Genomic DNA, 1003 nt, shown 5'->3' on the forward strand with positions numbered 1-1003 from the left:
CAGAACCGGTTGTGGTTTATCGATCAGTTGCAGGGCCCGTCACCGGTTTACAACATGGCCGTGGCGTTGCGGCTGAGTGGGGACTTGGATGCCGGCGCGTTGGGGTCGGCGTTGGCTGATGTGGTGGGTCGCCATGAGAGCCTGCGCACGCTGTTTGTGGCCTCCGATGGGGTGCCGCGGCAGGTGGTGATGCCCGCCGAGGGGGCTGACTTCGGATGGCAGGTCGTCGATGCCACGGGTTGGCCGGCGGACCGGATTCGTCATGCGATCGGGGAGGTGGCGGGTCACAGTTTCGATTTGGCGGGTGAGATTCCGTTGCGGGCACGGCTTTTCCGGGTCGGCGCGGATGAGCATGTGTTGGTGGCGGTGGTGCACCATATCGCGGCCGATGGCTGGTCGATCACCCCGCTGGTGACCGATCTCGGGATGGCGTATGCCAGTCGCTGTGCGGGTCAAGCCCCCGACTGGGTGCCGTTGCCGGTGCAGTATGTCGACTACACGCTGTGGCAGCGGGCCCAATTCGGTGATCTCGACGACCATGACAGCCGTATCGGTGCGCAGCTGGCCTATTGGGAGCAGGCTTTGGCCGGGATGCCTGAGCGCCTGGCCTTGCCCACCGATCGGCCCTACCCGCGGATCGCCGATCAGCGCGGCGCCCGCGTCGAGGTGGAGTGGCCCGCGCAGCTGCAGCAGCGAGTGCGCGACTCGCCAGCGAGCACAATGCGACCAGTTTCATGGTCGTGCAGGCGGCACTGGCGGTGTTGTTGGGCAAGCTCAGCGCCAGTAACGATGTGGCGGTGGGCTTCCCGATCGCGGGACGGCGTGACCCGGCGCTCGACGGGCTGATCGGACTCTTCGTCAACACGTTGGTGTTGCGCGTGGATCTGGCCGGTGATCCCAGTGTGGCGGAGTTGCTCGCCCAGGTGCGCCGGCGCAGCCTGGCCGCTTATGAGCATCAGGACGTGCCGTTTGAGGTGCTTGTGGAGCGGCTCAACCCGATCCG

At 66.3% G+C, this 1003-nt stretch carries 1 pseudogene; it reads left to right on the forward strand.

Going from position 1 to position 1003, the window contains the following annotated elements:
* Positions 1-54 precede the first annotated feature (54 nt).
* Positions 55-1003 (forward strand): annotated as a pseudogene (locus A5747_RS08035) (condensation domain-containing protein); the annotation flags it as partial.

Origin of the sequence: Mycobacterium sp. IS-836 (assembly GCF_001954275.1) — a bacterium.
Classification (GTDB): domain Bacteria; phylum Actinomycetota; class Actinomycetes; order Mycobacteriales; family Mycobacteriaceae; genus Mycobacterium.